Source organism: Pseudonocardia aurantiaca, assembly GCF_039526725.1.
Taxonomy (GTDB): domain Bacteria; phylum Actinomycetota; class Actinomycetes; order Mycobacteriales; family Pseudonocardiaceae; genus Pseudonocardia; species Pseudonocardia aurantiaca.
The window spans coordinates 159,092-184,658 of record NZ_BAAAJG010000007.1 but is presented as its reverse complement, the minus strand read 5'-3'; the positions used below and the strand labels follow the sequence as shown (position 1 = coordinate 184,658).

General features: G+C 71.9%; 19 protein-coding genes. 10 read left to right on the top strand and 9 right to left on the bottom strand.

Annotated features, from left to right (window positions below; translation table 11 throughout):
* Window positions 1–298: 298 nt before the first annotated feature.
* The 4 genes from ABD143_RS09875 to ABD143_RS09860 form a co-directional block, all read right to left on the bottom strand.
* Window positions 299–2,065 carry an ATP-binding protein gene (locus ABD143_RS09875; RefSeq protein WP_343974602.1) on the bottom strand — a complete coding sequence of 589 codons (1,767 nt, stop codon included), beginning with the start codon at window positions 2,063–2,065 and terminating at the stop codon, window positions 299–301.
* 210 nt (window positions 2,066–2,275) lie between these two features.
* A complete protein-coding gene (locus tag ABD143_RS09870; protein ID WP_343974599.1) occupies window positions 2,276–2,785 on the bottom strand; it encodes a cupin domain-containing protein in 510 nt (169 codons plus the stop codon).
* Window positions 2,779–3,015, bottom strand: coding sequence for a hypothetical protein (locus ABD143_RS09865; RefSeq protein ID WP_343974597.1), 237 nt, complete (start codon window positions 3,013–3,015; stop codon window positions 2,779–2,781). Before ABD143_RS09865 ends, ABD143_RS09870 begins: the two co-directional genes overlap by 7 nt.
* The gene (locus tag ABD143_RS09860; RefSeq protein WP_343974595.1) at window positions 2,993–6,217 is read right to left on the bottom strand and encodes an AAA domain-containing protein; all 3,225 of its coding nucleotides are present in this window, start codon (window positions 6,215–6,217) and stop codon (window positions 2,993–2,995) included. Before ABD143_RS09860 ends, ABD143_RS09865 begins: the two co-directional genes overlap by 23 nt.
* 459 nt (window positions 6,218–6,676) lie before the next feature.
* On the opposite strand from ABD143_RS09860, the gene ABD143_RS09855 reads away from it, so the two are divergent.
* Both ABD143_RS09855 and ABD143_RS09850 read left to right on the top strand, forming a co-directional pair.
* Window positions 6,677–7,294 carry a hypothetical protein gene (locus ABD143_RS09855; RefSeq protein ID WP_343974592.1) on the top strand — a complete coding sequence of 206 codons (618 nt, stop codon included), beginning with the start codon at window positions 6,677–6,679 and terminating at the stop codon, window positions 7,292–7,294.
* A gap of 243 nt (window positions 7,295–7,537) precedes the next feature.
* On the top strand, window positions 7,538–7,816 hold the full coding sequence (locus ABD143_RS09850; protein WP_343974589.1) for a hypothetical protein: 279 nt from the start codon (window positions 7,538–7,540) through the stop codon (window positions 7,814–7,816).
* Window positions 7,817–7,993: 177 nt separating this feature from the next.
* On the opposite strand, the gene ABD143_RS09845 is transcribed toward ABD143_RS09850, so the two are convergent.
* A complete protein-coding gene (locus ABD143_RS09845; RefSeq protein WP_343974586.1) occupies window positions 7,994–9,367 on the bottom strand; it encodes an MFS transporter in 1,374 nt (457 codons plus the stop codon).
* Window positions 9,368–9,736: 369 nt separating this feature from the next.
* A complete protein-coding gene (locus ABD143_RS09840; protein WP_343974643.1) occupies window positions 9,737–10,921 on the bottom strand; it encodes an AI-2E family transporter in 1,185 nt (394 codons plus the stop codon).
* 349 nt (window positions 10,922–11,270) lie between these two features.
* On the opposite strand from ABD143_RS09840, the gene ABD143_RS09835 reads away from it, so the two are divergent.
* Both ABD143_RS09835 and ABD143_RS09830 read left to right on the top strand, forming a co-directional pair.
* Window positions 11,271–11,888 (top strand): hypothetical protein, encoded by a 618-nt coding sequence (locus tag ABD143_RS09835; protein WP_343974583.1) that lies wholly within the window; start codon window positions 11,271–11,273, stop codon window positions 11,886–11,888.
* A 48-nt stretch (window positions 11,889–11,936) separates the two neighbouring features.
* Window positions 11,937–12,410: a hypothetical protein gene (locus tag ABD143_RS09830; protein ID WP_343974580.1), complete on the top strand. Its 474-nt coding sequence runs from the start codon at window positions 11,937–11,939 to the stop codon at window positions 12,408–12,410.
* A gap of 9 nt (window positions 12,411–12,419) precedes the next feature.
* Here ABD143_RS09830 and ABD143_RS09825 read toward each other — a convergent pair whose 3' ends face one another.
* On the bottom strand, window positions 12,420–13,688 hold the full coding sequence (locus tag ABD143_RS09825; protein ID WP_379659886.1) for a YeeE/YedE family protein: 1,269 nt from the start codon (window positions 13,686–13,688) through the stop codon (window positions 12,420–12,422).
* Window positions 13,689–14,001: 313 nt separating this feature from the next.
* Window positions 14,002–15,396, bottom strand: a complete 1,395-nt coding sequence (locus ABD143_RS09820; protein WP_343974574.1) for an MFS transporter — start codon at window positions 15,394–15,396, stop codon at window positions 14,002–14,004.
* Window positions 15,397–15,534: 138 nt separating this feature from the next.
* Between ABD143_RS09820 and ABD143_RS09815 the strand changes: the two genes are divergently transcribed.
* The 4 genes from ABD143_RS09815 to ABD143_RS09800 all read left to right on the top strand — a co-directional run bounded on the left by ABD143_RS09815 (window position 15,535) and on the right by ABD143_RS09800 (window position 20,444).
* A complete protein-coding gene (locus ABD143_RS09815; protein WP_343974571.1) occupies window positions 15,535–17,427 on the top strand; it encodes a hypothetical protein in 1,893 nt (630 codons plus the stop codon).
* Window positions 17,428–17,459: 32 nt separating this feature from the next.
* Window positions 17,460–18,755: a helicase-associated domain-containing protein gene (locus ABD143_RS09810; RefSeq protein WP_343974568.1), complete on the top strand. Its 1,296-nt coding sequence runs from the start codon at window positions 17,460–17,462 to the stop codon at window positions 18,753–18,755.
* Between the two features lie 87 nt (window positions 18,756–18,842).
* Window positions 18,843–19,844 carry a zinc-binding alcohol dehydrogenase family protein gene (locus ABD143_RS09805; protein ID WP_343974565.1) on the top strand — a complete coding sequence of 334 codons (1,002 nt, stop codon included), beginning with the start codon at window positions 18,843–18,845 and terminating at the stop codon, window positions 19,842–19,844.
* A 162-nt stretch (window positions 19,845–20,006) separates the two neighbouring features.
* A complete protein-coding gene (locus ABD143_RS09800) occupies window positions 20,007–20,444 on the top strand; it encodes a hypothetical protein (RefSeq protein WP_343974562.1) in 438 nt (145 codons plus the stop codon).
* Between the two features lie 371 nt (window positions 20,445–20,815).
* On the opposite strand, the gene ABD143_RS09795 is transcribed toward ABD143_RS09800, so the two are convergent.
* Window positions 20,816–24,088 (bottom strand): CHAT domain-containing protein, encoded by a 3,273-nt coding sequence (locus tag ABD143_RS09795; protein ID WP_343974559.1) that lies wholly within the window; start codon window positions 24,086–24,088, stop codon window positions 20,816–20,818.
* A 94-nt stretch (window positions 24,089–24,182) separates the two neighbouring features.
* Between ABD143_RS09795 and ABD143_RS09790 the strand changes: the two genes are divergently transcribed.
* Window positions 24,183–24,569 carry a hypothetical protein gene (locus ABD143_RS09790; RefSeq protein ID WP_343974556.1) on the top strand — a complete coding sequence of 129 codons (387 nt, stop codon included), beginning with the start codon at window positions 24,183–24,185 and terminating at the stop codon, window positions 24,567–24,569.
* Window positions 24,566–25,453 carry a hypothetical protein gene (locus tag ABD143_RS09785; RefSeq protein ID WP_343974553.1) on the top strand — a complete coding sequence of 296 codons (888 nt, stop codon included), beginning with the start codon at window positions 24,566–24,568 and terminating at the stop codon, window positions 25,451–25,453. Before ABD143_RS09790 ends, ABD143_RS09785 begins: the two co-directional genes overlap by 4 nt.
* Window positions 25,454–25,567: the final 114 nt, after the last annotated feature.

Here is a 25,567-nt window from a genome sequence, read left to right as displayed (position 1 = left end):
GGAGAACGGAGCTCGACCATCTGGTGTAACGCGGCTTGCCATGATGACGGGGAAGAACGGCGGCGCGCCGCCCGGAATCAGGCGGGATCGTCCGGTAGCTCCGGCGGATCCGGTGACGCCGACCGCGCAGGCGAGCTCCGGCGTCAGCCCGCGCCAGCCCCTGCACCCGAACCGGCTCCGCCCCCGCGTTCCGGCGGTGGCGGCAACCCGTATCCCGGATACACCGGCCCGCGCTGCTACGACCCTGGTGGCGTCACCTGGCGGCCGTGCCCGGAGCGCGGCTGAGGGGCCGGACGCGTCAGAACGGCGCGTCGTCGTCATCCGGCGCTGCGGCCGGGAGACGGGCGAACGGATCACGACGAGCCGTACTGTTCGAGCCGTTCCCGTTGTTCTCCGCCGCGGGCGCGGGGCCTGCCGACTCCGACAGGCGGGTCGCCCACGCCGGGAACGGGAACTCGACCGCGAGTGGCACCGGGATCTCCGGCTGCGAGACGAACATCGTGCCGGGTTTGGCGAGGGTGGCGCGTTGTCGCTGCGACGCGGGGAGGAAGCCGTACTCGGGCCGCCCGGCTTCGGCCGGGTCGAGCCGGCCCACCACCTTCACCGAGGAGTTGGAGACGATCCGGCGCTCCACCTCGCTGGCCGTCTGCTGGGCGCCGATGAGGATGATGCCGAGGGACCGGCCGCGTTCGGCGATGTCGAGCAGCACCTCCTTGATCGGGCTAGAGCCCTCCCGCGGCGCGTACTTGTTCAGCTCGTCGATCATCGTGAAGAGCAGCCCGCCCGGTCCGGCGGCCTCCTTCTTCGCGGTCTCCGACGCCAGCACCACCCCGACGACGAACCGCTGGGCGCGCTCGGGGAGGTTGTGCAGGTCGACCACGGTGACCTGGTGGGCATCGGTGCTCACGCGGCGGGTCGGCGAGCCCGGCAGGTCGCCGCGGACGATCGAGCGCAGGGGCTTGAGGCTCGAACGCATCCGCCGCAGGAACGCGTTGATCGTGCCCGTGCCGGTAACGGGACCTGCCCAGTCGCGGCGCTCGTCCTCGTCGGTGAGGCGGTCGGAGACGAACTCGACGAGGTCGTCGTAGGTGCGCAGCACCTGCCCACCGATGACGACGGCGCCGTCGGCGACCGGGTTGGCCTCGCGCCGCAGCTTCGCCGCGACCTGGTGGATCACCATCGTGTACTGGTTGCGCTCGTCCTCGGCGTCGGCGAAGACGTAGGGCAGCAGTTCCTCCGCGCAGAACTCGGCGAGCGTCCACCAGAACGCGCTCACGCCGCTGGTCCGGCCGGTCACGTGCGGGCGGCCGGAGAGGTCGTCCGGCGTGGGCGGGGCGAAGAACCCGGCCGACGTGAACGGGCCTGCGGGCAGCCCCACGGTGGCGTAGGCGGAGACGAGGTCCTCGTCGAGCCGGATGTTGCTGTGGTCGAGGAACAGCAGGTCCTCGCCCTTCACGCTGAACACCAGCGCCTTCGCGTTGACCGAGCGCCGCCCGAGCACCCCGCTGCGGAAGATCGAGTACAGCAGGAACAGCGCGAAGCTGGTCTTGGTGGCGACGCCGGAGATGCCGCTGATGGAGACGTGACCACCGCGGGTGCCGTCGAGGAACTCGAGGTTGACGTAGATCGGGTCGCCGTCGCGGCCGAGGCCGACCGGCACCTTGAGGTCCATCTGGTCGAAGTACAGCGCCTGCGCCCGCTCCTCACCGGTGGCGCGGTGCGCGAACGAGCCCGGCGTCGGCGGGACGTAGCACTCCGGCTCGACGCGGGTGGTCGTCACCTCGGCGACCTCCTGGACGTGTGCGGGCAGCACGCCGTCGGCGATGAGGAAGACGTCCGAGTCGAACGACGCTCCCTCGTGCCGCGCACGCACCTCGGTCACGACGCCCGACGTCCGCACCTTCCCGAAGCCCGGGACGATCCGGGCTGTGACGACGACGTCGTCCAGCTGGAGGTACGCGTCCTGGGCGAGCGCCACGCTGAACTGCAGCGGCGTGGAGTCCTCCGTGCCGGCGACGCGCCCTACGGCGGTTGCGGGCGCCTGGGCCCCTGGTTCGCTGGCCACTGTCCTCCTCGGATCGTGCGGAGCGGGCCCGACGATAGTCCGCCGGGGGGCGCGCCGATCCGGGACGCGCCGACTGGCGGTCCGGGCGGGACGGGATGGGGAGGCGGTGGGTCGAGGTGCGAGGCGAAAGTGCCGGAGCGTGCGCGGGCGTGCCCTCCCGCTCGGCGCCCCGGCGCCTCCCTCGACCCCCCGACTGCACATCGAGGCTCCTCACGCCTCTGTTACACCGCTTGTTCCGGGCGAATCACCGATGACGCGCGTCAGCTCCGCGACCCGGTCCGCCGCGGCCGGATAGCGGGCGAGCAGGTCGGCGCGCTCGCCGAGCTCGAAGTGCGTCCAGTCGAACGGCGGGGCAGTGGTGGTGCCGACCAGCGACCACTCGCCGCCGGGGCTCGACCCCTGCCACGTGCCCGCAGGCACGACAATCTGCGGCCGCTGCCCCGCGGCGACGTCGGGGCCGAGCACGGGCTCGGCGACGCCGCCGTCCGGGTGCAGCAGGAGCAGCCGCAGCGGCGCGCCCCCGTACCAGTGGTAGGTCTCGGTGGCGCCGAGCCGGTGCAGCGCGGAGAAGTCGGGGGCGAGGAGGAGGTAGTAGATCGCCGACGAGTGCGGGTCGATGTGGGTGCGCCGGAACAGCCCGCCCTCGTCGGGGAGGGGTTCCAGGCCGAGCAGCGCCGCCACCCGTTCACCCTCGGCCCGGCTCCCCTCCCGGCTCACCACGAGGGCACCGCCGCCATGCCGCCGTCGACGACAAGATCGTGCCCGGAGACGAATCGGGCCATCGGCGAGGCCAGGAACACGCAGACGACGGCCGCGCCCGCAGCCGCGAACCGCAGCGCGATCCCGGACCCGATCCCGCCGCCGGCGCCGGTGACGACCGCAACGTTGCCGGACAGGTCGGGGAGTCCTGGATCACGCAGGACAGCATCACGCAGGACGGGGCCGGGCACGGGCCGAGTCTGCACCCACCGCGGCACCCGCCGGGGCACCCGCTGGGGCACCCGCTGGGGCACCCGCTGGGGCACCCGCTGCGGCGGCCACCGGCGCCTGGCGGCACGGGGCGCACGGCCACCGCAGCTCGCGCCCGCGCCCGGAGCTTCGGCGCGTCTCCATACCGATTCCGCAGCTCGGACAGGCCCGCGGCCGGCCGCCTGCCGACCCGTGCAGCTCGTCCAGCAGGCGCTCGGCGAACCGCGGGCCGGTCAGCGTGACCATGCCCTCACCCCACGGCCCGTCCCCGGTGCCGACCAGCACGGTCCGCCCGTCCACCACCACGAGACCGCCGTGCTCGTGGCCGGAGCGGATGACGGTGGTGGCTCCGGCAGCCGCCAGCGCGGCGAGGGCGCCGTCGGCCGGGTCGGCGCCCTGCCCGCGGTCGGCCTCGGGCCGCACGAAGACCCGGACGTCGACGTTCCTGGCAGCCGCGGCGGCGAGCAGCGGCGTGATCGTCTCGGCCCGATGTGGCATCCACGGCGACCACATCCAGACCGTGTGCTGCGCGCCCTCGACGTGCCGCGCGAGCTCGGCGGCGAAGGCTGCGGCGTCGTGCACGTCGGTCACCGGCACGAGGCTCTGCACGAGCCGCGCGGCGTCGGCGAACGCGGAGTCGACCACCACGGCGGGCGGCTCGGCGATTCCCAGCAGCGCCGCGGCGTTCCAGACGCGCATCTCCCCGCGATCGAGGGCGCCGCGCAAATGCACCAGCGGGCCGCTGTTGGCCTCCCGCACCGCCCGCCCGTCGGCAATGACGTAGAGCCTGGTCACGGCGGCTGCGAGGGCAGCGCCGAACAACCCGTCCCGCGCGGCGTTGCCGCCGGGCAGCGCCCAGCCCGGCCCGTCGTCGACCAGGTCGAGCACCCCCGTGTCGAACACCCGGTCCGGCGTCTCGGCCGCGACGCCGATCGCCACCTCGTCGAGACCCCGGTCGCGCAGCGCGGCGAGCGTGGCCTCCATCTGGAGGCGGTACGGCGTAACGATCCCGACGCCCGTCGCGTGGAGCTCGGCGAGCGCCGCGGCGAACACGGCCCCGGCCAACCGCCAGCGGCCCCCGCGACGCCCGTGCCGGACCTCGGCGAGCCGCGTCAGCGTGGACACGTCGACCATCACGACCTCCGCGCCGGCCGGAGCCACGACCCTGGGGACGTCGGTCGCGTCCCGCAGCACCTCGTAGCCGACGTCGTTGACGAGCCTGCGCAGCCCCGGCCCGAAGCGGAACTGGTGCAGCAGCGCGACGCACCCCTCCAACCGCATCGCGTCGTCGGGTGAGCGGACGCCGGCGTGGGAGAAGCAGTTCCCGTGCACCCAGCGCCGCAGAGCGGCGTCGTCCGAACGCTCCACCGCGGGCGCGAGCGCCGGGCGCGGCCTGCGGAAGTCGCCGAAGAGCACTGCGGTCTCCGACGCCCGGCAGAGCGCGAGCAGCACCTCGGCCACAGGGGCGGCCGCCGCCTCGTCGACGAGGACGACATCGAAGACCCCGTCGGCGAGCGCAGGATGGACCCGGGCGCGCGCGAAGGTGGTGGCGACGAGCCGCGCGTCCCCGACCAGCTGCTCCTCGGCTGCAGCGCGCAACGAGCGGGAGCGCTCGGTCAGCTCGCGAAGCTCGGCCCCCAGCCGCTGGCGCAGCCCGGCCGCTCCGGACTGGAGCACGAGGAGGTGCCGCTGCCGCTCGTAGGCCTCCGGGAGCTGCTCCTCCTCACAGCGGCGCACGAGGTCGCGGTCGGCGTCGGTAGGGGCACCGAGGGAATGCAGTGCGGCGACGCGAGAATCGATCCCGCCGAGGGCGGACTCGGCCCGGCCGATCTCATCCCGCGCCGCGGCGGCTGCGTCGCTGATCCGCCGCCACCGCTCGTCGGCCGCGGCCAGGTCGGCCGTCGTGACCGGACTCGCGGTCGCGCGGTGCTCGTCGATCCGCGCTCGGAGGCCGTCGCGGTGCGCCTCGGCGGCGCGCAGCACCGCCTCCACCCGCGCGGCCTCCTTGCGCCGGCGCCGCCGCGCGAGGAAGCCGCCCTCGTGCGCGGGCACCGCGTCGACGGTCGCGAATCCGAGGCCACGCCGCCGGACCTCCCGGTCGGCCTGCTCGTGCTCGGCCGCCAGTTCGGCGGCCATGGCGAGCGCGGCCCTGGCGGCGGCCAGCCCGGTGAGCTCGGCTTCCATGCGGTCGGCCTCCGCGAGCACATCCGCGACGCCCGCCCGGACCCGATCCAGCGCCTCCTCGGCCGCCTGCAGAACCGGTTGCAGCTCGGCGGCCTCGCGCGCCGCGGCCACCCGGCCCGCGGCGGCGCGGTAGGCGGCGTCGTCGTACCCGGCGAGCCGGGTCGCCAGGTCGTCGACGTCGGCGTCGACGGCGGCGAGCTCGTCGAGCTGCCGGACGACCCGCTCGCGCCGGCTGTCGGCGTCCGCCGACGCCCGCCGGGCCAGCGCGTCGAGCTGAACGCGGGAGTCGCCTGCCACCTCGGCGAGGTGCGCCGGGCCGACGCGTACGGCGGTGCCGGGCTCGGCCGGCAGCCCGGGGAGGGCCGCGCGGAGCAGTGCGTCGACGGCGGCGTCGGCGGTGGACAGCAACAGCACGCGCCGGCCCGCCGCGACGAGGTCGCGCACCGCGTGGGCGAGGACGTGCGTTTTGCCGGTGCCGGCCGCGCCCCATACCAGTCGCACGCCGGGCGTGTGGCAGGCCCGGTAGGCCTCGGCCTGCGCCCCGACCATCCCGGCAGGCACGGGGACGGACGCGTCGGACGAGCCGGCGAGAGCCCCTGCGGCCAACGCCTCCGCCAGCGGAGCGGACTCCACGGCGCGCAGGCCCTTCCGGAGCGCATCCAGGAGATTCGGCCGCGAGGTGCTGCGGACCCAGACGTAACGGCTGTGGCGCGGCAGGCCGGACGGTTCGCGCAGCAGGACGACGCCGTGGGCGATGCGGAACTCGCCGACGAGGTGCGCCAGGCCGGCCTCGGGGCCTGGCTCGTCGGCCAGGCACAGGTCGATGAGTGTGTCGGGCTCCAGCGGGTGCTCGCGGGTGTCGAGTACGAGCCAGCCCTGCTCCCGCGCCGGGGCTGCCCGGCCCGCGCACCGCCACCCGTCGGGGGCGGGCTCGTCACCCTGCAGGGTCACCCACTTCTCCACGGCCTCGATGACCCATACCGCCCACGCCGCAGGCATGTTCCCCCGACTTCCTCGTACCCCCGGACGATTGAACCAGGCAGAGCTGCCGATCACAGAGAGCGATCGAGGGCTTTCCTGGATCGGTGCAGCCGGATCGCCGAACGGCACAAGCCGGACTGGTGAGGTGCGCGGGCACTCGAGCGTGCTCATCGGCCTTTGACGCGGCAATACGTGGCGAGGCGAGCGGCGAGAAGCCCGTATACAGGCGACGGCATACGCGCCGCCGCCGGAGCACATGCCAGCATTGATTGGCGCATTTATTGTCGTCGCCCACCTGTGCCCTTGACCTGCGCAGACGCCGGAACCGAAATGCATAACTGCCCCGTCCGGCGTGTCCCCGATAGAACGAACAGAGCAACCGGCTATGGTCGAAACGGCCCTGAAACTTCTCACCCTCAGATGCACCTGCGAGTTAACATTCACATCACTCACGGTCAGCCAGGCGGGGAGGGCGGCATGGCTGAGCACGCCCTCCGCGGACTGGCCATCGGCCTGATCGAAGCGCTATGGAACGAGCTCTGGGGATTCCCGCCACGCCTCACGGACGCGGTCATCGGCGAGCTCGGGTCCTTCGGCGCGCTCACCTGGTTCGCCCGGCACATGCCTCGCTACCAACGAACCGTGCGCGCGCTCGGCCCCCTGCGCACCCACCTCGCCTGCACCGTCATCTCGCTCGACAACGGCTGCCGGTACTGCTCGTTCGGCCACGCCTACGCGGTGGAGCTCGTCTACCTCAAGCAGCACGGGCGGGTGTTCCCCGTCGACGCCCGCACGATGTGCGAGTGGACGGAGCTGCGGCCGCCCGCACTGCGCGCCCAGCTGTGCGACGTCCTCCAGCGTGCGGCGCTGCACGCCGAGGTGCTATGGGTGGACCGCACACTCGCGCTCGTGCGCAGTGAGCAGCGCGCGGTAGACCGGCAAGAGGCCCGAATCGAACACCTCGTCCACATGTTCGCGCTGCTCAACGGCGTGGGAATCGCCGGGAAGCTCGAGCCGGACGATGCCCACGACCCCATCAAGAAGGACCAGGCGTTGAAGGCCAGGAACGCTGCACTGCGTGGCTCGCTCGCCTGAGGTCGCCGTGCCCGCCGGGACGCGGCGCGGCGGCGCTCCTGGCGGGACCTCCGTAGGCCGTGGGCCGGCACCGCGCTCGTCGGGTTGGCCTACGTCGCGGTGTCGCCGGCTACCCGGCTGGCGCGTGGACGACGTGTGGCCGTTCCGGATGCCCCCATGGGGGGACAAAAGTACAAGAGCATTGCCGGATTGTTGAACGATTTGTTACCGTCGAGTGGAGAGCTCGAAACCCCGGAGGCCGCCGTGCAGCGCTCGACCCACTCGATCTCCCACCGCGACCTCCGCCTGCTGCGCGCCGCGGCCGACGGGCGCGTCCAGTGCAGCGGCGGCGTCGAGCCCGACTACTTCGTCGACGGCATCCCGTGCTGCGACCACCTCGCCGCCCGCGCGCTGGCGCGCGCCGGCCTCATCCGGGCCGACCGCCCGGCGCCCGGGCTCCGCGTCACCGTGCACCTCACTCCCGACGGCCGGGACGCCCTGGCCGCCACCGGCGCCCTGGCCCCGACGCTGACCGCCGGATAGCCCAACCTGCCGCGTTTCCCAGCGCACGACACACGCCCCGGCAGTGGCTTCTCGCCACCCCCGCCGGGGCGTACGTGTGCCCCGTCTCTCTCAGCAGCCGGCCCGGAAAGCACGAATGCCCGGCGCACCCCTGGTAAGGGGTCGCGCCGGGCATCCGCTCCCGTCGGGAGCAGGCCGTCACTCGGCTGGGGTGACCAGCTCCCGCCGGACGCCCGTGTCGGGGGCGCCGACCCGGAACGCCTCGTCCTCCGCGTCGAGGTCCACCTTCGCCGTCTCCCGCGCGATCAGCACGCACACGACGGTGACCAGGAGGACAGCCGCGGAGTAGATCGACACCACGAGCGAGGTGTCGTAGCTGTTGAGCAGAGCGGTCGCGATGATCGGCGCGAGCGCACCGCCGATGACGCCGGCGAGCTGGTAACCCATCGAGGCGCCGCTGTAGCGGACCTGCGTCGGGAACATCTCGGCGATGAACGAGGCCTGCGGTCCGTACATCGCAGCGTGCATCACGAGCGCGATCACGGCGGCGAGCACGATCAGCGCGAAGTTGCCGGTGTCGAGCAGCGTGAAGAACAAGAACGACCAGATGGCGGCGCCGATCGCCCCCGCGAGGTACACGGGGCGGCGCCCGATCCGGTCGGACAGCGAGCCGAAGAACGGGATGAACACGACCTGGCACGCCGCGGCGATCAGCACGGCGTTGAGGGCGTAGCTCGACGGCAGGCCGAGGTAGGTCACCACGTAGGTGGTGATGAACAGGACGAAGATGTAGAACGCGACGTCCACACCGAGCCGGGCACCGACGGCGAGCAGCACCTGGCGCGGGTAGAGCCGCAGCACGTCCACGATCGGCGCGCGGGCCTTCTCCTGCTTCGTCTCCACCTGCTGGAACGCGGGGCTCTCCGCGACGGTCAAGCGGATCCAGAGACCGACGAGCACCAGGAGGCCGCTGAGCAGGAACGGCACTCGCCAGCCCCAGGACAGGAACGCGTCGTCACCGGTGACCCCACCCATGAGCGACAGCACGCCGTTGGCGAGCAGGAGCCCGATCGGCACCCCCACCTGCGGCCAGCTGGCGTTGAGCCCGCGCTTCGTGCGGTCGCCGGACTCGAGTGTCATCAGGACGGCGCCGCCCCATTCCCCGCCCAGCCCGAGACCCTGCAGGAAGCGCAGCGCGACGAGCAGGATCGGCGCCCACACCCCGATGGCGCCGTACGTGGGCAGGAGCCCGATCGCGAACGTCGCGATACCCATCAGCAGCAGCGTGGCGACGAGGACGTTCTTGCGGCCGACCTTGTCGCCGTAGTGCCCGAAGACGATCCCGCCCAACGGGCGCGCGATGAACCCGACGGCGTACGTCGTGAAAGCCAGGAGAGTTCCGACGAGCGGGTCGAAACTCGGGAAAAACAGCTGGTTGAACACCAGCGCGGCGGCGGTGCCGTAGATGAAGAAGTCGTACCACTCGAGCGACGTGCCTACCAGGCTCGCGATGATGACACGACGCACTGACGACGGTTTCCGAGCGCCTCGCTCCACGGAAGCAGCTGACATCGAGATCTCCTCAGGCCTTCAGAGGCGGCTGTGATGGGAGGCACCCTACGGATCGTTCAACGATTCGACAAGAGGCAATCCAACGATCCTCTGATGGGATCGCGACGAACTCGAAAGTCAGTGCCGCCCATAGGGCGTGTGATGAGAGAGCAGTCAGCCCTCGCCGCTCGGGGACCTGGGCCAGGGCAGCTCAGGAGCGGTCGGCCGAGTAGGAGGGTCCTGAACAACTCCGCCCGTAGCGAGCGGCGTCCAGGTGGGTGCATCGCATCGGGTCAGCTGACGCGGAGGGCCGATACCGCTGTTGTATCGGCCCGATCGTCCAACGCCGCGAGGTGCCTGCCTGGGCGTCGCGCAGTAGGGCCGAGTTGTTCAGGACGCTCCTAGGTCCTTCGTGAGGCCGGGCTCCCGGCTCAGCCCCGGCTCGTCGGGGCCGCTGTCCTCGGGTTCGCTGGTGCGCACGTCGTCCGGGTCGACGAACTCGTCGGCCTCACTGCGCAGCGACCGGATCCCGGAGTTCACAACCGCCAGCAGCGGCACGGCGAGCAGTGCACCCGGGATGCCCGCCAGCACCAGGCCCGTGGCGATCGCGATCGCCACGGCCAGCGGGTGCAGCTTCACCGCGCGGCCGAGCAGGAGTGGCTGCAGGATGTGGCCCTCCAGCTGCGCCACCCCGATGAGAATCGCCACCACGATCAGCGCCGATATCGGCCCGTTGGCCACGAGCGCGATCAGCACGGCGACGGCACCCGCGACGACGGCCCCGATGATCGGGATGAACGCGCCGAGGAACACCAGCGCGGCCAGCGGAACGGCCAGCGGAACGCCGAGCACGGCCAGCCCGATCCCGACCACGACCGCATCCACGACGGCTACGACCATCGTCGCCCGGGCGTAGCTCACCAGCGCCGCGAGCCCGCGTCGTCCGGCGACGTCCACCCGGGTGCGGACGCCCGATGGCACCCCACGCAGCAGGAACTGCCAGATCTGCAGGCCGCCCGTCAGGAAGAAGACGAGCGTGAAGACCGTCAGCAGGATCTCGGCGACGAGCTTGCCGATCGTGGTCGCCGTCGTGATCGCGCCCGTCGTGAGGTTCTGCTGGTTGGCCGAGAGCGCCGCGAGCACCCCGTCCTGGATGTTGCGCAACTGCTGCTCGCTCAGGTGCAGCGGGCCGTTGGTCAGCCAGGTGATGACAGCGTCGATGCTGGTGGTCAGCTCAGCGCCGAGCGCAGGCGCGCCCCAGATGAACGTCATGACCACGAACGACAACAAGCCGCCGATCGCGGCGAGGCCACCCACCATCACCAGCGCCGCCGCCAACCCCCGCGGCACCCCTCGCGCATGCAGCCAACGGACCGCGGGCGCAAGAAGCGCGGCGAGCAGAAGCGCGATCGCGATCGGGATCACGATCTCGGCGAGGAACCCGACGGCCATCCCGATGACGTACAGCGCGGCGGCCACCACGAGCAGCCGCCATCCCAGCGCGGCGCCGACCCGAAGGGACCGCGGCACGGCATGCGTCACGTCGTCGAGCCTGTTGGTGCGCGCGCGGCGCATCGGGGACGCGGCCCCGGCCGGCCGAACCGGGGCGGGGCGCACGGCAGGTCGCGGGGGTCGCTCGCTGGTCGCCATCACACCCTCCGTTCGTGCCTGGATCGCGGATACCGCAGAGCGACGCCCAACCCTGGCACCTCCAGCGTGCCGAACCGTGAGCTTCAGGGAGGGCGACGCGCGCGACTCAGGCGCATGTCACAACGTTTGTGACGAGCCCAGTTCGCACCCAGTGCCCTGCCGATGGCGCGTATGGAGTAACCGCTGCGCGGTTTGGAGCGATTCAAGCGTGGTGCCCTAACTTTGGCCCGAGCTGGACTGTAATCTTCCAGTGACACACAGTGAAGGGCGCGGGATGGCACAGAGCACGCTCGAACGGCTCACTACCAGGGCGATCTGGACGATGTGCCGCGCGCTCTGGGGCTTCTCACCCCGGATGATCCCCCACATCGTCCACCGGATGGGCCCGCTTCGGGCCCTGGGCTGGTTCGCCTCGAACTTTCCGCGGTACCTGGTGACACTGCGGGTACTGGGGCCGGTGCGCTTCCACCTGACCTGCGTCGCCATCTCACTGCACAACAGCTGCACCTACTGCGCCTTCGGCCACGCCTACGCCCTCGAGCTCGTCTACCTGCGCGACCGCGACCGGCTCTTCCCGCTCGACGCCCGCACCCTCGCCGGCTGGCTGGACCTCGAGCCCCGCGAGCTGGCGCGGCGGCTGCACGGCGTGCTACACGAAGCGGGCCTGCACGCCGAGGCGCTCTGGGTGGACCGCACGCTCGCCCTGGCCGTCGGCACGCAGCAGCCCGTGGACCGGCTGGAGGCCCGGATCGCGCATCTCGTCCGCATGCTGGCCACGATCAACAAGATCGCCATCGAGAGCCGGGTCGAACCCGACGAGGCCCAGAACCCGGTCAACAGGAACCGGGCGATCAAGGCGAAGTACGCAAAGCTGCGGGCGAGCGAGGTCTGACCGCCCTGTGGTGCATAGGTCCCGACATCGATCGGGCACCCTGTCATCGTGCCGCGCACCCGCCCGAGACCCACGCCGTCCCTGTCCCGGTACTGGAACAGCTACGTCGGCCACTGCGCGGGCTCGGTCATGCGCTTCCGTCGGATCACCGCTGCGCTACCACCCGGGCCCGCCCGCAGCTGGCTCACGGAGATCGCCCAGCGCCTCGACGCGGAGCTCGAGGCCGTGCGGCGCTTGGCCACCGTGGGCGACTCCATCGAGCCCGCGTGGTTCTGGGTGCGCATCCAGCCCGCCAAGCGCATAGCCCACCGGCTCGACACCGCCCGCATCGCCTTCGCCGACGCCGTGTCGCAGGCGGCGGAAGTGGCGGAACAGGTGGCGCTCGACCCGGCGCACAACGACGTCCGGGCGCACCTGGAGGTGCTCAGCCGGCAGGCGTCGCAGCTCGCCCTCGCCCCGCCGCCCGCCGAACCGGAGCCCGAGCCGGAGCGGCGGTGGTGGCTGCGGCGGGGAACGGGCTGACCTACGCGGTCAGCAGACCGAGTCCGACGGCCGCGGGTTCGCCAGGCCGAAGAGCCGTCGCCCGCGCAGGCCCACCCACGTGCCTGCCAGCGCGGCGAGGCCCCACAGCCAGCCGGACAGGCTGCCCGACGCGATCCCGGCCAGGTAGGCGCCGATGTTGCAGCCGCCGGCCAGCCGGGCACCGACTCCCATGACGATCCCGCCGAGCACCGCGGCCAGCGCCGTGCGCAACGGGATCGACCGGTGCAGGACCCACGCGCCACCGGCGGTGGCACCCAGCGCCGCGCCGATCATGATGCCGATGTCGGTGAGCGAGGTCTTGTCCGCGAGCACCGGCCCGGCAAGCATCTTGGCCTGCGCAGGCGACTGCCAGTACGCCCACGTCTCCGGGTGGAGGCCGAGCACCTGCAGCGCCTTCGCACCCCACAGGGCGAAGGCGCTCGTGATGCCCCATGCCCCGCCGGAGACCAGGAGCACACCCGCGCCGAGCACGGCCAGCACCACACCGCCGACCCACAGGGGCCACGAGCCACGCAGGATCCGGGCCGCACCGCGAGCCGTCGGGACCGCGCCGGTGGGCGGCGGGTTGCGCCGCGCCTGCACCACGCGGCTGACCGCGACGACCACCGCGAGCGCCGCGATCGTCACCACCCACGACCCGAACCACCCCAGGTGGTCGGCGAGCACGACGGGCGGCAGCGCCGGCAGATCGGCCACCAGCGGGAACGCCCACGTGTAGAGCACCGAACCGGCGATGAACCCGAACAGCGTCAACACCACCGTGCCCTGCCCGGATCCGACGGCGAACAGCGTGCCCGACGCGCAGGCCCCGCCGAGCTGCATGCCGATGCCGAACAGGAACGCGCCGAGCACCAGCCCGACACCCAACGGGCCTGCCGACGGGGCCGGGGTGGAGCCGAACAGCCCGGTACCTGTGCCGATGATCAGCGCGAACAGCGTGGCGGTGGTGCCAAGCAGCACGGCGTGGGCACGCAAGCCCGCACCGTTGCCGACGGCGACGAGCTGGCGCCACGCCGAGGTGAACCCGAAGCGGGAGTGGAACAGGGCAAGACCGAGCCCCACGCCGAGCGCGAGCAGCACGGCCTGCCGGGCGCCGTGCGCGAGTCCCACGTACGTCACCAACGCGGCGCCGAGCACGCCGATCGACGCGAGCGGGCGCCACTGGACGGGTGCTGCCGGGTCGGGGACAGGAGGGGCTGCGCACGTCGGGGCGGGCGCAAGAAACGAGCGGGAGGGAGCGGTGGTCGTCACGATGATCCTCGGGAGCGCAGGAAGGGCAGCGGTCGTCAGGGACGACAGGCCGCCGCGCGCTGCGTGCAGTGGTCGACATGGCGTCGACGCGTCAGGATCACTTTGCAAGGCTAACTTATCTTCGCCGAATCTCGGGCCTAGGAGGGTCCTGAACGACTCCGCCCGTAGCGAGCGGCGTCCAGGTGGGTGCATCGCAAGGCGGGCGATCGGGCCGATACCGCTGTTGTATCGGTCCGATCGTCCAACGCCGCGAGGTGCCTGCCTGGGCGTCGCGCAGTAGGGCCGAGCTGTTCAGGGCGCTCCTGGGTCTCGCCCACGCTCACGCGCGCCCGGTCACGGCGTCGCCCGCGGCGCGGGCCATCAGCACCCCTTCTATCGCCGGCACCACCAACAGCACCGCGAGCAGCACGAACGCCACCCGGAACGGCCCGTCGCCGTCGGGGACAGGCCCGATGGCCGCCCCGAGCCGGACCAGCAGCGCCCCGACGGCCACCCCCAACCCGGCACCGAGCTCCTGCAGCGTCGACATCAGCGTGTTGGCGTGTGTCATCCGCGCCTGCTCCACGTCGGCGAACGCCACGCTGTTGTAGGCGGTGAAGCCGATCGACCGGAAGATCCCGCTGAGCGCGAGCACCGCAAGCAGCACCGGCAGGGGCGTCGACGCCTGCAGGAACGCGATAGCGACGAGGCAGGCGGCCGAGGCGACGACCGCCCCGAGCAGCACCGTCCGGATCCCGAAGCGGCGCATCAGGGGCGTGGTCACCGGCTTGATCCCGACGTTGCCGAGGAACAGTGCGATCACCACCGCCCCCGCCTCCGCGGCCGTCCACCCGAACCCGAGCTGGAAGAACAGCGGGAGCAGGAACGGGACCGCGGTGATCACGGCGCGGAACACGGACCCGCTCACCGCCGTCACGCGGAAGGTGGCGACACGCAGGATCCGCAGGTCGACGAGCGGGCGCGGGCTGCGCAGGAGGTGGCGGACGGCGCTGCCGAGGAGCACGGCGGCGACCACGAGGGCGCCTGCCACCACCGGCCACCGCGGCTCCCCCGCCCCCAGGCTCTCCATGCCGACGACCAGCGCGCCGACCCCGATTGCGGTCAGCACGAACCCGCGCCGGTCCAGCCGCCCCACGTCCTCGGCACGAAGGTCGGGCACCAGCCGGCGGGCGAGCACCAGCGCAACCAGCCCCAGCGGCACGTTGATCACGAAAATCCACCGCCACGACGCGTACTCGCTCAGCACCCCACCGAGGACGGGGGCGACCACCGGCGCCGTGAGCGCCGGCCACGTCAGATAGGCGATGGCCCGGACGAGATCGGTCTTCGCCGTGGTCCGCAGGACCACGAGCCGTCCGACGGGCACCATCATCGCCCCGCCGGCCCCCTGCAACACCCTGGCGGCCGTCAGCACCGGCAGGCTCGGCGCCGCCGCGCACGCCGCCGAGGCCAGCGTGAACACCACCAGCGCCGCGGTGAACACGCGCCGCGCGCCGTAGCGGTCGGCCAGCCACCCACTGATCGGGATCAAGACGGCGAGGGTGAGCACGTAGGCGGTGATCGCGACGTTGATGTCGACGGCCCCGACGCCGAACTCGGCGGCGATGTGCGGGGCGGCGGGGGCGATGATCGTGCCGTCGAGGATCTCCATGAAGAAGGCCCCGGCGACGAGGAGCGCGAGAGGTCGTTGCTGCAGCCCTGCACTCCCACTCACGCGGACACGCTAGATCAGTCGTGAGGCTCCGGAGCCGGACTGCGAGCGCCGACACATCAGATGAGTCAGGGCGGTGGCCGGGTTTGAGCTCGGCCGCCCCGATCCAGCGACGGGGCCCGGCTTCGGCACACTGCCCCGATGCGGATGACGTTCGGCGAGGAGGACGAGGACGCCTACTTCAGGCGACGCGACGAGCTCGGAGAGCAGTTCGCGCAGTGGGTGAACACGCACAGGGTGGCAGGGGATCCGAACGACGCGGGTCTGCTGATGGACTGGAAGTGGTCCTACGCCGATGGCGGGCTCGACCGCTGGACTGTCCCTGACGTGCATGAGTTCCTGTTCGAGTGGTGTCCGCGCAAGCTGTCGGCGGCACCGGCGGACTGTGTGGAGATCCCGCTGTCGGTGGCCGCGTTCGTGGAGTTCCTCGCCGACACCGGGATGCTCGCACCCGGCAGCGCCGCGCCCCCGACGGTCCGGCAGCACTGCGAACGCAACGTCGGCGCGTTCGTCCGCGAGATGGGCAACCCCGCGAACTTCGGGATGGCCAAGAGCCTGTTCGGGTCGGTGGGCGCGCTGGAGCCCGACCCGGACCCGTCCCCGGACGGCGTGTTGCAGATGCTGCAGCAGCTGCAGGACGTGCCGGCCGGAGCGGTCGGCGACACGCTCGAGCGTCTGGCACGCGACGCCGAGCCGCCGGCGATCCCACCCGTCCGGCCGCCTCCCGACAGCGACCGGATCGCCGCGGTGCGCGCCACCCCCGTGATGGGGCAGCTGCGGGCCCTCGCCGCGTATTGCGCGTCCCCCGGCCGGAAGCTGACCGCGAAGGGGAACCTGCAGGTCGCCGACGCCCGACACCTCGTCGACGCGCTCGAGACCGGCGACGATCCGACGATGGGCAGCGTCCGGAAGCTCCAGTCCAGCGACCAGCTGCCCGAGCTGAGCCGGCTCGTCGCCCTCGCGCTGGAGGCCGGAGTCGTGCGCCGACACCGGGGCAGGCTGGTCGCAGTGGCACGCTTCGCCGAGCTGGACGAGTGCGCAGCGCACGAGAAGGTGGTGCTGGCCGCCGTGGCCGGCGGTCTGATCGGGCCGGCGAACTCGTTCGCGCTCCCCGTCCTCGCCGAGCTCCACGCCGTCGTCGACGCGTGGGCGATCGCCCTGCTCGCCGAGCTGCTCCGCCACAGCAGCAGCGGCGTCGAGGTGGACCTGGTCGGCACGATGATGGGCGAGTTCCTGCACAGCGTCATGCCCGGGCTGCCCGACTTCATGACCGCTCTTCTCGTCGGCCGGGCGGGTGACCACGTGGACGCGCTGGTGGACCTGGGCGTGCTCACGTTCAGCGGTGGGTCACAACAGCAGGGAGGGCACGTCACGCTCACTGCGGCCGGGGTGCCGATCACGATCGAGCTGCTGCGGCGGGCCGGTGTCGAGGTGCCGATCCGGCCGGAGCCGGCCGACGCCGACGTCGCAGCGATCGTCGAACTGTTCGATCATCTTGATGAGGAGGAGCTCCGCCGCGACGTCGCGGACTGGCTCGTCGCGCAGCCGGACCGGCATGCGGCCGCCGCGGCGCTGGCCGCCGAGTGCCTCGCAGAGCACCGCGCAACTGTCACTGCGATGGCCGGCATCACGATGCTCGACGAGCTGGCGGCCGAGCACGCCGTCGAGGTGATCCGGGCCCATCTGGGCGGCCCGCACGACGGGCTCGTGGTGCAGTGGCTGATCGACATGGATGTGCTTGACCCCGCTTCGGTGGACCCCGCCCGGTTCATGTCGGGCTTGATCGATGTCCTCGCTGCCGGGCTGGATGCCGGCGGTCCGGAGGAGGTCGTCGCCTACTTCAGCGACGGAGTGGCAGACGGGGGTGTCGAGATCCTCGATCAGATCTGGCGGCTCGATCACCCTCGGCTGCCCGACGTATTGGGGGCGATCGGCGGGCAGCACCAGGTGAAGGCGGTCGCGAAGGCAGCCCGCAAGGCCCTGATGCGGCACCAGAGCCGTGTTTCCAGCGGATCAACGGCGGCGCAGCGGTGACGGCCGGTCATGCAGTGCAGTCGGACGACCGCATGCAGCGGCCGACCGAGCACGAGGCACTCACCGACGTGCACACCGTCCTGCAACTCTGCGCCGCCGGACGGCTCCGCTGCAGCGAGAAGACCGCTCGGCCCTCGGCCGCCACGGTCACGACCGTCGCCGGCGCACTCCACAACGGCGACTTCTATCCGGACGAGGCCATCGCCGCGTTCGCCTGGCCCCTGCTCGTGCAGGCGGGCGGGTTCGCCCGCATCGAGGGCGGCCGGCTCCAGCTGACCCCGAAAGGCCAGAAGGCGCTGGCCGGCGCGCCGGAGGACGCCATCCGCCAGATCTGGAACCGGTGGCCCCTACATGCCCCGATCGACGAGTTCAGCCGCGTCGACCAGATCAAGGGGCAGCGCGGCACAAACGTCCTGACTGCGGCGAAGCCGCGCCGGCAGGCGGTCGCCGCCACCCTCGCGGCCCGCCCGCCCGGCGAGTGGATCACGGTCGACGAGCTGTTCACGACGATCCGCAAGGAGGGCCCACCCCTCACGATCGCGCGCAGCGAGCGCGCACTGTGGCGGCTCTACATCGAGGACCCGGAGCACGGCAGCCTCGGATACAGCGGGTTCGGCGACTGGCCGATCGTGGAGGGCCGCTACACGCTCGCCGTGCTGTTCGAGTACGCGGCGACCCTCGGCCTGGTGGACGTCGAGTACACCGCGCCGGCCGATGCCCGCGACGACTACCAGCACATATGGGGAGCCGACTGGATCGACGCGCTGAGCCGGTACGACGGCCTGCTCGCGATCCGGCTCAACCCGCTCGGCGCCTACGCCGTCGGGTCGGCCGCGCGGTACGAGGCGTCGAGCCGCCCCACTCCGGAACGCTCGATCGAGGTGCTCGCCAACTTCGACGTCGTCGCCACAGCGGAGCTGCCCACCGCCGACCGGCTCGTGCTCGACGCCTACGCCACGCGCACCGCCGATCGGGTCTGGACCCTCTCGGCAGCGAGCCTGCTCGCCGCGACTGATGCCGGGCGGTCCCTCGACGACCTCGCTTCCTTCCTGGCCGACCGCGCCGCACACGAAGTGCCCGCAACAGTGCGCACCCTGCTCGACGACGTCGCGGCCCGCACCCGCCAGGTTCGCGACCTGGGCATGCGACGGGTCGTCGAGTGCGAGGACGCGGCCCTGGCCACCTTGCTCGCCAATGACCGGACGCTGCGAGCACATTGCACCCGGATCGGCGATCGACACCTGCTGCTCACGACGGGCGCCGAGGCGAAGGTGCGCGCGGCGATGCGGAAGCTGGGCTACGCCCTCGGCCCCGGTAGCCGAAGCTGACCGTTGGCGAGTACTCGACCCGCGGTATCTGCGGGACACTCGTACCCCTTCCGGGCAATTGGTACCCCATCGCCTACCGTCCTCGCCATGAGCACACGCACCACCACCGCCGTCGGCGCGTACGAGAGTCTTCCGATCGAGGACGAGGCCGCACTCGTCGACGTCGAGATCGAGATCGGGGAGCCGGGCCCGCACGACCTCCTGGTCGAGGTCCGGGCCGTGTCGGTGAACCCGGTCGACGTCAAGGTCCGCGCCGGCCTCGCCAAGCAGGACGAGCCGAAGATCCTCGGGTTCGACGCCGCAGGCGTCGTCCGCGCGATCGGGTCGGAGGTGACCGTTTTCGCGCCCGGCGACGAGGTCTACTACGCCGGCTCGATCACCCGTCCCGGCAGCAACGCCGGGCTGCAGCTCGTGGACTCGCGCATCGTCGGGCACAAGCCGTCGTCGCTGGACTTCGCCGAGGCGGCCGCGCTCCCCCTGACCACCCTCACCGCCTGGGAAACGCTGTTCGACAAGCTCCGCCTCGGCGCCGACAGCACCGGCCGGCTGCTCGTCGTCTCCGCAGCGGGCGGGGTCGGGTCGATGGTGATCCAGCTGGCCCGCACGCTGACCGGGCTGGAGGTCGTCGGGACCGCGTCCCGCGAGGAGTCCGCGAAGTGGGCCCGGCAGATGGGCGCGCACCACATCGCGGACCACCATGCGCTCGTCGAGTCGGTGCGCGAGGTCGTGCCGGACGTCCAGTACATCTTCTCGCCGGTCTCGGGCCGGAACGTCGAGGCCTACGCCGAGCTGCTCACCCCGCGCGGCGAGATCGTCGCGATCGACGAGCCGCCGGGCATGGACCTGCTGCCGCTGAAGCCCAAGAGCCTGACCTGGCACTGGGAGCTGATGTTCACCCGTCCCCTGTTCGAGCCGCAGAGCACCGCCCAGCGCGAGATCCTGGACGAGGTGGCGCGGCTGGTCGACGCCGGCCGGATCCGGACCACGGAAACCACCCGCCTGGATGGACTGACCGCTGCGAACCTGCGCGAGGCGCACCGGATGGTCGAGTCCGGTGGGATGGTCGGGAAGGTCGTCCTCTCCGTGTAAACGCCTCTCAGGCCACGACGACGACCTGCGCCACGTGCGGGGCGAGCACGTGGGCTCGTCCGCCTCGTCGATGGGGGCGAAGCGTGGGGTGAGGCCGACGAGCTGTTCGAGGGCGGCGTCGAGTCGCACCGTGCGCAGCGACACAACCGCGAGATCCAGACCATGCCGGTGCTGAGCCTGCGCGAATCCGCGCAGAAGATGGGGCTGCTCCGCAAGCACCGCGGGAGGCTGCTGCTCACCACCCGCGGACGTCGGCTGCGCACCGACCCCGTCGGGTTGTGGTGGCATGTCGCCGAGCGGACCCCCCTGATGTCCCCGGACCCCTGCGAAACCCAGGCCGGGCTCACCCTGCTGATCGCCGTCGCCGCCGGTCTGACCGGAGACCTCGACGTCACCATCGCCCGGACACTGCACGCGATCGGCTGGATGAGCGACGACGGCAGCCCGATCACCGGCGGCGTCGCCGGCCACGCAGCTTGGGACACCAGCGCCGCGCTCCGGCGGCTGGACGCCCTGCCCGGCACGCCGTACCGACGAGACGAGCGACCGACACCGGGCGGCATCACGTTCACGCGCGCCGCGCTCCGCGCCTGGCCGTGACGGTCGCGAGGGGTTCCAGCCGCGGGTCGTCAGGTGCAGCGGCACGCCCCGGTTCGGTGCAGCCGTAGAGGAGTGGGACGTCCGTCGATAACCCTTCGAGGAGAGTCCCACTCATCGGGCGAGTAGAGCGGTGGCGGTCCACACGTGCCGGGACGAGCACCGGGCCCCCGAGACCTCGACAGTCGACATCGCCAGGATTTAACGATGCCGCTACTCGTCTTCACCGCCGCGCACGATGCGAATGGTCGGCAACGTCGTCGGGCGCGGCTTCATGAGTGGCGCGTTACGGGTCTGCTCGCTACTCGGTGGGCTTCGGGTGCGCTGGGCCGACGGCGAGGAGCCAGATGATGCGGGAATCGGGGGGTCGAGAGTCAGGCCCCGCTGTGCACGTGCGCGGCCCAGGTCCAGGGGGCATCGAGCCGCTCGGCACGCATCCGGCGGGTCACCGCGTGCAGGGCGTGCGCGGCCGCCGGTCGGTGCGTGGTGTCGTCGGTGGTTCGAGCCAGTTCGTGGTGCACCTGCTCGGCCATGCGCGCCGCGACCTCGTCACCGACCTCCCACAGGGTGCCGATCGCCTGCGCATACCCGGCCAGCTGGAATGCCGACGCCAGGTGCACGGCCTCGTCCGCGAGGGCGGCGCTGCCCCGCGCGGTGGCACACGCGGACAGATACGCCAGCTGCGCGCCGTCCAGCGGTAGCCGGCTCAGCTCGGTGACTGCCAGTGGCCCGTCGTGCAGCAACAGGTGGCTCGCCTCCGCGTTCAGCGGATCGCTGCTCGCGTGGCACGCGAAGTGCGCGAACGCCGCCCTGGGCAACGCCGCGAGCACCTCCTCCCCGGTCGCGGCGGGCCCGACCAACACCTCCGGTGCGGCTCCCCCGCCGGTGAACCCGGCGGCAAAGGCGGTGGCCTCGCGCGTCGTCGCCGGCAGCGCGGCATGGCCCGGTGTCTCCGGCATGGCCACCGCCAGCGCGGTACGTTCCCCGGCCGGCACCGGCCGCGCGCGGCTGTGCAACAGCGCGCGCATGGTCGGCGTGTGCGAAGAGACCACACGGTCCAGCACGGACGCGCCAGGAACGTCGTGACGGCCGGCGGCATGCAGCGGCAGGAAGTTCAGCGGCCCGCTCGGTGACCACCACACCCGCGGCCACGGCGCCCCGCCGCCCGGGTGCACAGCTGGCCCCGCCACCTCCAGCACCGGCTCGGCCAGCACGTCCCACAGCCAGGCGAGCGTGTCGACCACGACTCGTCCGGCCATGCTGCGCACCAGCCGGGCCGACTCCGTCGAGGACAGCGTTCCGATCGCGTCGCGGAACGCGTCGGCCTGCTCCACCAGCTCGTCCACCCGCAACCGGGGAAGCGGCACCACCGCCGCGGTGCCGTCTCGCAATACCAGCGCGTCGCAGCGGGAGCGGTCCAGGTTGATGGCGATCACGGGCCCGTGCGCGGCGGCCGGCGCCAGCTCGGCGAAGGTGACCACCGGCGGCAGCAGGAACCGGTCGAACCCGGGCCGGGCCCGGATCTGCTCGAGCAGGACGTTCCACTCCCGGGTCAGCGCCTCGTGCGGCTGTGTCCCGGAACGGGAGTCGGCACGCAGGCGACCGCGCAGCGCCACGAATCGGCCGGCCAGCCGGGGTTCGGCGGCGTGTAGCCGGTCCAGCTCGTGCCGGGTGATCAGCGCTGACGTCAGCATGTGGGCCCGGCCGACCTCCCAGGACGTCAGGGCGTCCTCGGCGTCACCGTCGGCGATCTTGAGTGTCACGAGCGGATTGCTCACGGTCGCGGCGTCGAGGGACGGCCGTTCGCTCGCCAACAGGTGGTCGGTCGGGTCCCGCAGCAGTGCCGCCATACCCCAGAGATGCAGCAGCGCGGCGTCCGGTGGCTGCTCGGCGGTGATGGTCTGACGGGCCGCGTCCACCGCTTCGTGGAACGTCCTGTCCTCATTGGTGATCACGTAGCGGCTGAACAGCGCGTTGGCCAGCGAGATCTGCTCGGAGCGCCGGCCCGGGTCATCGGGCGACATAGCGGCGAGCTTCTGCCGACTCCGCGTGATTGCTTCGTTGGCCTCGGCCATCGTCTCGAACGGCGACGACATGGCGATACCGATAGCGGCGTGGCCCTGCACGTGACTCTTGTCGGTGAATTGCTGCTCCAACGCCTCTGCCACCGCCTGCATGAGCAACGGCAACCGCTCGGGGAGCTCCCGTGCGCGGGCTTCGGGGTCGGTGAGCTGCGCCGTGGAGAGGGCAAGGTGGTTGACGTGCACTTGGCTGTGCCCCGGCGTGCCGGGAGGGAGCTCGCGCAGCGCCCGCTCGTGGAGCTGGATGATCTCGTCGAGATCGGTTCGATCCGAGGGCGGTGCGGGGGTCCCCAGTGTCAGCATGGGAGACGGTCCGCCTCCGGAACCGGGACCCAGCATGAACTCCCGCGTCAGGTCGTCGAGCGACTGAAAGGCCGATCGCGCGAGGTAGCCCAGATCGCGAAAGAACTGGGGGTTCGTCGTCACCGCATCGACGAGCCGTGAGTCGGTGCCGAGCTGATCCTGGAGCGCAGCCACCAGCCCCTCTGCAAAGCCGCCCTCGTCGGGCGCCGGGCGACGTACCTGCCCGGACTGCCGGTACCTGCGTTCCGCATCGGTGAGCAGCTCGCGTAGCTGCTGTCGCTGCTTGTCGATCGCCATCTGCGCCTTGTCGAGCTCGGCCCGCGCGCGATCGAGCTCCGGAGGCGCCCCACCACGCGTCGCCCGTTCCTGGTCCAGCCCCGAGCGCAAGTCGTCGAACTGTCGGCCGAGCTCGTCCAGTCGGTCGAGCGCCTGCCACATCTGTCCGAGCATCCCGCTCGGCCGCGCCCAGGCCTCGGCGCGGCGGGCCGCCTCCTCCGCACTCTGGATCAGACCCGGGTCACCGCCGGACTCCGGGTCCGCCGCCGTCCGGAACAAGCGTGCGGCCTCGGCCATCAGTGGCCTGTCCCCGACCCGTTCGGCCTTCATGACCAGCACAGTTGCCAGGCCGAGGGCGCAACGGGCGTAGTGCTGATCACTCGCCGAAATGCCGTCGAACGCCTCCCGGAACACCCTGACGATCTGGTCGACACGGTCTTCGGGGGCGTCCGTGCCGGCCAGCTCCTCAGCACGCATCAGCGCGTAGCCCTGTGCGCAGAGCGCGGCGGGCCGTGCCTCGTGCCCCGCCGGTAGCAGGCTGACCGCGAGCTCGGCGAGACCCGCCACCAGTCCGTCCCGGTCGGTCTCGTCGCGCCGTGCCAGCCGTTCGAGCAGCAACCAGACCACGTCGGTCACCGCTCGGCCCATGGCCTGCGCCGGGGTGTCTCCGGCCTGTACCAACGCCTCCCGCACCGGCTCCAGCCAGAGCCGTACCTCCTCCGGCAGCGCATCCGCATTGCTCAGCAACACCGGCAGCAGGAGGACCGCGGCGATCAACCAATCCTGCTCCCCTTCGGCGCCGAGCAGCTCACCACGCGCCACATGGGACCCTCCGACCAGGTACGCCACATGCACGTCCAGGTCACCGGGGATGGCCAGGAAGCCCAGCAGCTGGTCGAGCTCGGCGCGCGTGTCCTCGGCGAGTATCGCCTCGGGATCGCCCGCCTCGAGCCGGGCAGCAACCGCCGCGAGAAGCCGATCACGCACGTCTGGCGAGACTAGTGGTTCACCCAGATGGCGTCGATGCACTGTGGACACTCACCTACAATTCCCGGGCTGTCACCGGACTCTGGGGGGAATCGTGGGTGACCAGGTCGAGCGGGACGGGTTGACTCGCTTCTGCGCCGACCTGGCTCCGCTGCGGGCAATGCTGCGCGGCCCAGCGGGAGCGGCCGGCCGTGCCCAGGTCGAACAGGTGGTCCGGGCCGCCCGCCGCGGCGAACCGGTCGCCGAGCTGATCGCGGCGCTCGACCGGACGGACGCCCCGGACGTCGATGGCGAGTCGCCGCGATCAGCGCTGCCGCCGCGGCTGCCCGAGGTTGCGCTCCCACCGGTGACCGGCGGCTATGTCTGCCCCGTCGATGCGTGCAACCGGGTCGAGTCGCGCCGGGCCGGCTCCCCGGTGCCCCGCTGTGATGTGCACCAGCAGGCGCTGCGCTTCCACACCGACGGTGAGCCAACCCGGTGAACGCCTTCGTCACCGAGATCGGCAAGAAGCTGGCCGAACGCTGGGTGGCGCTCCTGGTGCTGCCAGGTCTGTTGTTCACCGCCACGGCGACCGTCGCAGCGCTGCTCGGCCACCGGCAGTGGGCCGATCTCGGGATGGTGGGGCAACGGCTGGGGCAGCTGGTGCCGCCCGACGCCGGGGCGTCGGGCGACCTGTCCCGGACGGTGTTGTTGCTGGTGGTATTGCTGGTGGCGTCGGTTGGCAGCGGGTTGCTCGCGAACGCTCTCACGACGCCCGTCGAACATGCCCTCGCGGGCCGCTGGCCCGCGCCGTTGCGACGACCGGCACGCGCCTGTACCCGTCGCCGACGCGCCGCCTGGACGCGTGCGAACCAGGAGTGGGAGCGCGCCCGTGACGCGGGTGAACGCGACCGCCTCGCCGAACTGGCCGAACGCCGAAACCGTATCGCGCTGATCGAGCCGATCAATGCGACCTGGATCGGTGACCGACTGGACGCGCCAACGCTGCGGGTTCACCAGGAGTACGGCGTGGACCTGACCTTCATCTGGCCCCGGTTGTGGTTGCTGCTGCCGGAGAGCTCACGAACCCCACTGACGGCCGGCCGACGCCAACTGGACGATGCCGCCACGCTCGGCGGATGGGCGCTGCTCTACCTGGCGCTCGGTGCAGTGTGGTGGCCATCCGCGATCATCGGCGCGGTCGTGGGGCTTGTCGGCTTGCAGCGATGCCGATCAGCGGCTGACGTCTACGCCGGCCTGGTCGAAGCGGCCGTGGACGTGCACCTCGAGGAGTTGGTTGATCGGTTCACCGACGACCAGGGCGTGCGGCCCGCCCGCCCGCACTGGGGCCAGCAGATCACCGAGCGATTCCGCAAAGGCATCTGACGATGTGGCCGCCACCGGTCCGTTCGTCGCTCACAGTGGCGGCCGCTACGCCCACCGATCGAGCTCACCACCGTCTGCCATCATCAGCATGAGTTGATCCATCATGGCCGAACC

Excerpts from the sequence above, each read along its gene's own strand:
- ABD143_RS09840 (WP_343974643.1), bottom strand. The coding sequence starts at position 10,921 with ATGCGCCGCGCGCGCACCAACAGGCTCGACGACGTGACGCATGCCGTG.
- ABD143_RS09835 (WP_343974583.1), top strand. The coding sequence starts at position 11,271 with ATGGCACAGAGCACGCTCGAACGGCTCACTACCAGGGCGATCTGGACG.
- ABD143_RS09815 (WP_343974571.1), top strand. The coding sequence starts at position 15,535 with ATGCGGATGACGTTCGGCGAGGAGGACGAGGACGCCTACTTCAGGCGA.
- ABD143_RS09855 (WP_343974592.1), top strand. The coding sequence starts at position 6,677 with ATGGCTGAGCACGCCCTCCGCGGACTGGCCATCGGCCTGATCGAAGCG.
- ABD143_RS09845 (WP_343974586.1), bottom strand. The coding sequence starts at position 9,367 with ATGTCAGCTGCTTCCGTGGAGCGAGGCGCTCGGAAACCGTCGTCAGTG.
- ABD143_RS09805 (WP_343974565.1), top strand. The coding sequence starts at position 18,843 with ATGAGCACACGCACCACCACCGCCGTCGGCGCGTACGAGAGTCTTCCG.
- ABD143_RS09800 (WP_343974562.1), top strand. The coding sequence starts at position 20,007 with ATGCCGGTGCTGAGCCTGCGCGAATCCGCGCAGAAGATGGGGCTGCTC.
- ABD143_RS09810 (WP_343974568.1), top strand. The coding sequence starts at position 17,460 with ATGCAGCGGCCGACCGAGCACGAGGCACTCACCGACGTGCACACCGTC.
- ABD143_RS09860 (WP_343974595.1), bottom strand. The coding sequence starts at position 6,217 with ATGCCTGCGGCGTGGGCGGTATGGGTCATCGAGGCCGTGGAGAAGTGG.